7 protein-coding genes are annotated in these 4,700 nt (G+C 73.5%); 4 read left to right on the forward strand and 3 right to left on the reverse strand.

All coding sequences use genetic code 11. The features are described from left to right. The coding region (locus AC1DY2_RS15640; protein ID WP_476763257.1) for a PucR family transcriptional regulator at window positions 1-1,103 on the forward strand (1,103 nt) is incomplete at its 5' end. Between the two features lie 258 nt (window positions 1,104-1,361). On the opposite strand, the gene AC1DY2_RS15645 is transcribed toward AC1DY2_RS15640, so the two are convergent. After that, window positions 1,362-1,964, reverse strand: a complete 603-nt coding sequence (locus AC1DY2_RS15645; RefSeq protein WP_476763258.1) for a PadR family transcriptional regulator — start codon at window positions 1,962-1,964, stop codon at window positions 1,362-1,364. A gap of 71 nt (window positions 1,965-2,035) precedes the next feature. Here AC1DY2_RS15645 and AC1DY2_RS15650 point away from each other — a divergent pair, with 71 nt between their 5' ends. The 3 genes from AC1DY2_RS15650 (at window position 2,036) to AC1DY2_RS15660 (ending at window position 3,730) form a co-directional block, all read left to right on the forward strand. After that, on the forward strand, window positions 2,036-2,518 hold the full coding sequence (locus AC1DY2_RS15650; protein ID WP_476763259.1) for an SgcJ/EcaC family oxidoreductase: 483 nt from the start codon (window positions 2,036-2,038) through the stop codon (window positions 2,516-2,518). Window positions 2,519-2,700: 182 nt separating this feature from the next. Next, window positions 2,701-2,895: a DUF1918 domain-containing protein gene (locus tag AC1DY2_RS15655; RefSeq protein ID WP_476763260.1), complete on the forward strand. Its 195-nt coding sequence runs from the start codon at window positions 2,701-2,703 to the stop codon at window positions 2,893-2,895. A 64-nt stretch (window positions 2,896-2,959) separates the two neighbouring features. Next, window positions 2,960-3,730 carry an SGNH/GDSL hydrolase family protein gene (locus AC1DY2_RS15660; RefSeq protein WP_476763261.1) on the forward strand — a complete coding sequence of 257 codons (771 nt, stop codon included), beginning with the start codon at window positions 2,960-2,962 and terminating at the stop codon, window positions 3,728-3,730. Window positions 3,731-3,792: 62 nt separating this feature from the next. Here AC1DY2_RS15660 and AC1DY2_RS15665 read toward each other — a convergent pair whose 3' ends face one another. Both AC1DY2_RS15665 and AC1DY2_RS15670 read right to left on the reverse strand, forming a co-directional pair. Next, window positions 3,793-4,290 carry an FBP domain-containing protein gene (locus tag AC1DY2_RS15665; RefSeq protein ID WP_476763262.1) on the reverse strand — a complete coding sequence of 166 codons (498 nt, stop codon included), beginning with the start codon at window positions 4,288-4,290 and terminating at the stop codon, window positions 3,793-3,795. Between the two features lie 42 nt (window positions 4,291-4,332). Further along, the coding region (locus tag AC1DY2_RS15670; RefSeq protein ID WP_476763263.1) for a hypothetical protein at window positions 4,333-4,700 on the reverse strand (368 nt) is incomplete at its 5' end.

Raw genomic sequence — 4,700 nt, forward strand, 5'->3', positions numbered from 1 at the left:
GCGCCATCTCGCTCGCAGCGCTGCGCCCCGACGGGCTCTCGGCCACGCTCGCCGAGCTGTCGCACCGCCTCGGGGCGTGGGTCGGCCTGGTCGACGCATCGGGGTCGCTCGACCGCGAGGCGCCGTCCGACGGACTGGGACAGCCGGCGCTCGGCGAGGTCGTCGGCGAGGCGCGCTCGATGCTGCGCCGCGGGCAGCGAGCCAGCCGCACCCTGGTCGCGGGCGACGCCGTGGGCGAGCCGCAGCGCCTCACCCTGCAGACCCTCGGCGCAGGCGGCGCCCTGCGCGGGGTGCTTGCCATCGGCGACTCCCCCCAACTCGACGCGGCGGGTCGCGAGGTGGTCAACGCCGTCATCGCCCTCGCCGGGCTGGCGCTCGAGCAGAACCGCACGCTCGACCGTGCGCGAGGGCACCTGCGAACCGGCCTGCTGCGCGGCATCCTCGCCGGCGACACCGAGCTCGCCGCGCGCGTGGCCGTCGAGATGTGGGGCCCGCTTCCCGCTGCGCCGTTGCGGGTCGCGGTGACGGATGCCGCTGCCGCCCACGTCGATCGCCTCACCGACCTGCTCGAGCTGCGGGTCGAGGAGCGCGGCGGGCGGCTCTTCTTCGGCCGCGACGAGGACACCGTGGTGCTCGTGCTCGAGGAGGCCGACGCCGGCCTCGCCGACGAGCTCGCGACCGAGTTCGGCCTGCCCGTGGGTGTCTCCGACGCGGTCGTCGCCGATGGCACGGCCATGGCGCACGAGCAGGCGCTGCGTGCGCTGGAGCGTGCCCGCGAGACCGGCTCGGGCGTCGTGGCGTTCGACGAGATCAGCCGCCAAGGCGTGCTCGCGTTCCTCGCCCGCACCGACGCGCGCGCGGTCGCGTTCGCCACGCTCGCGCCGCTGACCTCGCACGACGAGGCGAACGGCACCGCCCTCGTCGCCACGATGCGCGCCTGGCTCGAGCACGGCGGCCAGTTCGACGCGACCGCGCAGGCGCTGGGCGTGCACCGGCACACCGTGCGCAGCCGGGTCGCCCTCGCCGAGCGGCTGCTCGGGCGCGACCTCTCGGGGTTCCACGCCCGCGCCGACCTCTGGGCCGCACTGCTCGCGGTCGGCTGAGGGTGTCGGGAGCCTCGGGGAGCCCGCGACACGCCTCCCCATCCGCCGAGTGGTCGCGAATGGCGGCTTCGGCGGCGCTCGAACCAGCCGTTCCCGACCACTCGATGCACTTCGGAGCGCGCTGTGCGTGCCGCCGAACCCGAGAGGACGCTTTTGGTGGGTTGGGCGATGCCGGGACCCGCGAATCCTGTCCTCTCGAGGGAGACCGGCTGCACGCGACGGCACGGGGGCGGGAGCGGATGCGGCGGCGGGGGGCGGTCAGCGGGCCGGGGGCAGCTCGTCGAGGTCGTCGGGCCAGGCCAGCTCGCCCGACTCGAGCTCGGCGAGGAGCCCGGCCGTCCAGTCGCGCTCGGCGGCGAGGCGTGCGCGCTCGTACTCCGCCTCGACGAGGAGGATCCTCGGCACGCCGGCCGCCTCGGCGAGGTCGCCGTCGAGCCGGGCGCGCTGCAGGTCGAGCCCGGCGATTCGGGCACGCAGCGCAGCCAGGGCCTCCTCGCCCCCGAGCACGCCCATGAAGGAGAGCGCGGCATAGAACAGCGTCGCGTCGGGCTCGGGCGTGGCGAGCAGCAGCGACACGCGGCGACGCAGCTCGGCGGTGCCCGCCTCGGTCAGCGCGTACCGCACGCGTTCGGGCCGACCCGACGACTGCTCGGTGCCGGCCTGCACGACGAATCCCGCACGTTCGAGCTTGTCGACCGCGTGGTAGAGGCTGCGCGGCAGGCCCACCACGAAGTCCTTGCGGGTGTCGACCATGAACCGGTGCATGTCATAGGTGTGGCGCGGCCCGCGGGTCAGCAGGGCCAGCACGGCGAGCGCGGGCAGGTCGCGGTCGGAGCGCTGCAACTGGGTTCCGGAGGTCACCGGCTCAGTCTACGGCGCAGTCTGCATTAGTGCAGGTTGCACTAATGCAGACTGCATGCCACGATGGAGGCATGAAGGAGACCACCGAACCCCTGGGCCCCGCAACGCAGACCGGCCAGACCGGCCGCGACGCGGCATCCGACCGCTCTGCCGTGCTCGCCGCGCTCGACCGCGTGCGCGCCGCCTGGGACGCGGGCGACGCGACCGCCCTCGCCGCAGAGTTCACCGACGACGCGTCCTACGTGATCTTCGTCGGCCTGCACTACCTGGGCCGCGACGCGATCCGCCGTTCCCACCTGCCCGTCTTCGAGAAGTGGCAGCGCGGCAGCCGCATGTCGATGCGGGTGCTCGACCTGCGCTTCCCGACGCCCGACGTCGCCGTCGTGCTCACCGAGGGCGGCATCGGCACGCGTGCCCGCATCCCGCACGACAAGGTGCAGACCTTCGTCATGGTGCGCGACGGCGACGTGTGGCGCTGCACCGCGTTCCAGAACACGAAGAAGCAGCGGCTGTTCATGGCGGTCAACCGGCTCGCCGACCGCGGCGACCGCTGATCCGGGCGCCCCGCTCCCGCGATGGGCTGGGCGCCACGGGAGGCGAATCACTCGACAGGAGGTCCGCCGAACGAGCGCCCTCCTCCCGTGGCGCAGATCTCCTCCCGGCCCGCGGCATCCGCCACCCCTACCCGCCCCGCGGACCCCGGCGTACGCTGGAACGAGCGCGGGAGGGAGACCCCATGCAAGCGGTCAAGGGCGATCGACTGGTCATCCACGGCAAGCAGGTCGGGCAGGCCGACCGGCACGGTGAGGTGCTCGAGGTGCGCGGTGCCGACGGGGGTCCGCCCTATCTCGTGCGCTTCGACGACGGGCACGAGACGCTGCTCTATCCCGGCGCCGACTGCGTCCTCGAGCAGGAGCACCAGGCGCACTGATCCGGCCTGGCATCCACCCCCACGGCGGGTGGATGCCGCGGTGCCGCGCGCTACCGTTGAACCCATGTTCCACTCCTATGCGGCCATCGGCGACAGCTTCACCGAGGGCGTCGGCGACGAGCTTCCCGACGGATCGGTGCGCGGCTGGGCCGACTTCGTGGCGATGGGCCTCGCGCTCGCGGCGCAGGAGCCGATCGGCTACGCCAACCTCGCGATCCGCGGGCGCAAGCTCGGGCCGATCGTCGACGAGCAGCTCGAGGCGGCGATCACCCTCCGCCCCGAGGTGATCAGCTTCAACGGCGGCGGCAACGACATGCTCCGCCCGCGCATGCCCGAGGAGCGGGTCGCCGGCCGATTCCGCCAGGCCGTGCACCGCATCCGCGACGAGGGCATCCACGTGCTCATGCTGAGCGGCGCGAACCCCACCGAGCACCTGCCGCTCGGCAAGGTGTTCGACGCCCGTGGCGTGCGCCTCACGGCCGCGCTCCAGGACCTCGCCGAGCTGCCCGGCGTGACCTTCGTCGACAACTTCAACGATCGCGGGCTGCGCGACATACGCTACTGGTCGGCCGACAAGCTGCACCTCAACTCGCTCGGGCACGCACGCGTGGCGAGCAACGTGCTCACGGCGATCGGTGTTCCCGTCCCCGAGGAGTGGGGCGTCGCCGAGGTCGCGGCCGCCCCGCCCGGCGCCCGCAGCCGCAACACGGCCGCGTACTACCGCGAGTTCGTGCTGCCGTGGATCGGTCGGCGGCTCACGGGCCGATCCTCCGGTGACGGTCGCACCGCGAAGCGCGCCACGCTCGAGCCGCTGACCCCGGATGCCGCGCGCTGATGCGCGCCACCGGCATCCGTCGCCCGATCTGGCACCCGAGTCATCCGTCGCCGTGACCGGCCCTACGCGGTGCTGAGCACGTCGGCCACGAACGCGCGGGTGCGACGGGCGAGCCCCTCGATGCGCTCGAGCTCCTGCACGCTCGGCAGCACCTCCGAGGGCGCGGCCGGGCGCCCGAGCCGCACGGTCTCCTGGCACGCGAGGTCGCTGCACATGTAGGTGCCGACGCTGTCGCCCCGCTCCCCCGCGGCACCCGCCCGGCGCGCCGAGAACATCACGACCTGGTCGGCGGGCTGCTGCGTGTGGCAGAGGTTGCAGATCGCGGCGCGGTGGTGCGAGCCGTTCGCGACGGCGACCCGCAGCACGATGCCGCGCGCCGCCCCGTCGAGCTCCGTGACGAGGTAGCCGCGGATCTCGATGCGAGGGTCGCGCCACGCGAACGCGTCGAGGTGCGCCCATTCCGTGAGCACGAAGTCGTGCGGCAGCGAGAGCTGCGCCAGCTCCGCGTCGCTCGCATTGCCGAACGACTCGCGGATGTCGCTCTCGACCAGCGCCTGCATGCGTCCCCTCCCGTGCGTGACCTCCAGTCTACGAACGGGCGCTCAGCGTTCCACCGTCCACTCCAGGTCGATGGACTCGGGCCCCCACGTCATGACGACCACGTCGCCCGGGCCGATGCGCCTCGGCCGCGCCCCGTCGCGGATGTCGTCGGCGACGATGCGACGGCTCAGCCCGTGCTCGGCGAACCCGTCCACCGAGGTGCAGCTCGTCATCCACGAGAAGAAGAACTGGCGCCGCACGAGCAGGCAGACGCGGTCGTCGTCGCGGAACGCCCAGAAGTCGTGGCCGAACGCTCTCCCGAGGGTGCGCAGGCTGGCCGCCTCCGACGGCTGGAGCTCGGCGGCGGTGGCGATCTCGTCGGTGCGCCCGCGTTCCTCGGGGGTCTGCGCGCGCTCGAAGACGGCAAGGC

Source organism: Agromyces sp. P1_H4 (assembly GCF_056405255.1).

Excerpts from the sequence above, each read along its gene's own strand:
- AC1DY2_RS15650 (WP_476763259.1), top strand. The coding sequence starts at position 2,036 with ATGAAGGAGACCACCGAACCCCTGGGCCCCGCAACGCAGACCGGCCAG.
- AC1DY2_RS15655 (WP_476763260.1), top strand. The coding sequence starts at position 2,701 with ATGCAAGCGGTCAAGGGCGATCGACTGGTCATCCACGGCAAGCAGGTC.
- AC1DY2_RS15660 (WP_476763261.1), top strand. The coding sequence starts at position 2,960 with ATGTTCCACTCCTATGCGGCCATCGGCGACAGCTTCACCGAGGGCGTC.
- AC1DY2_RS15665 (WP_476763262.1), bottom strand. The coding sequence starts at position 4,290 with ATGCAGGCGCTGGTCGAGAGCGACATCCGCGAGTCGTTCGGCAATGCG.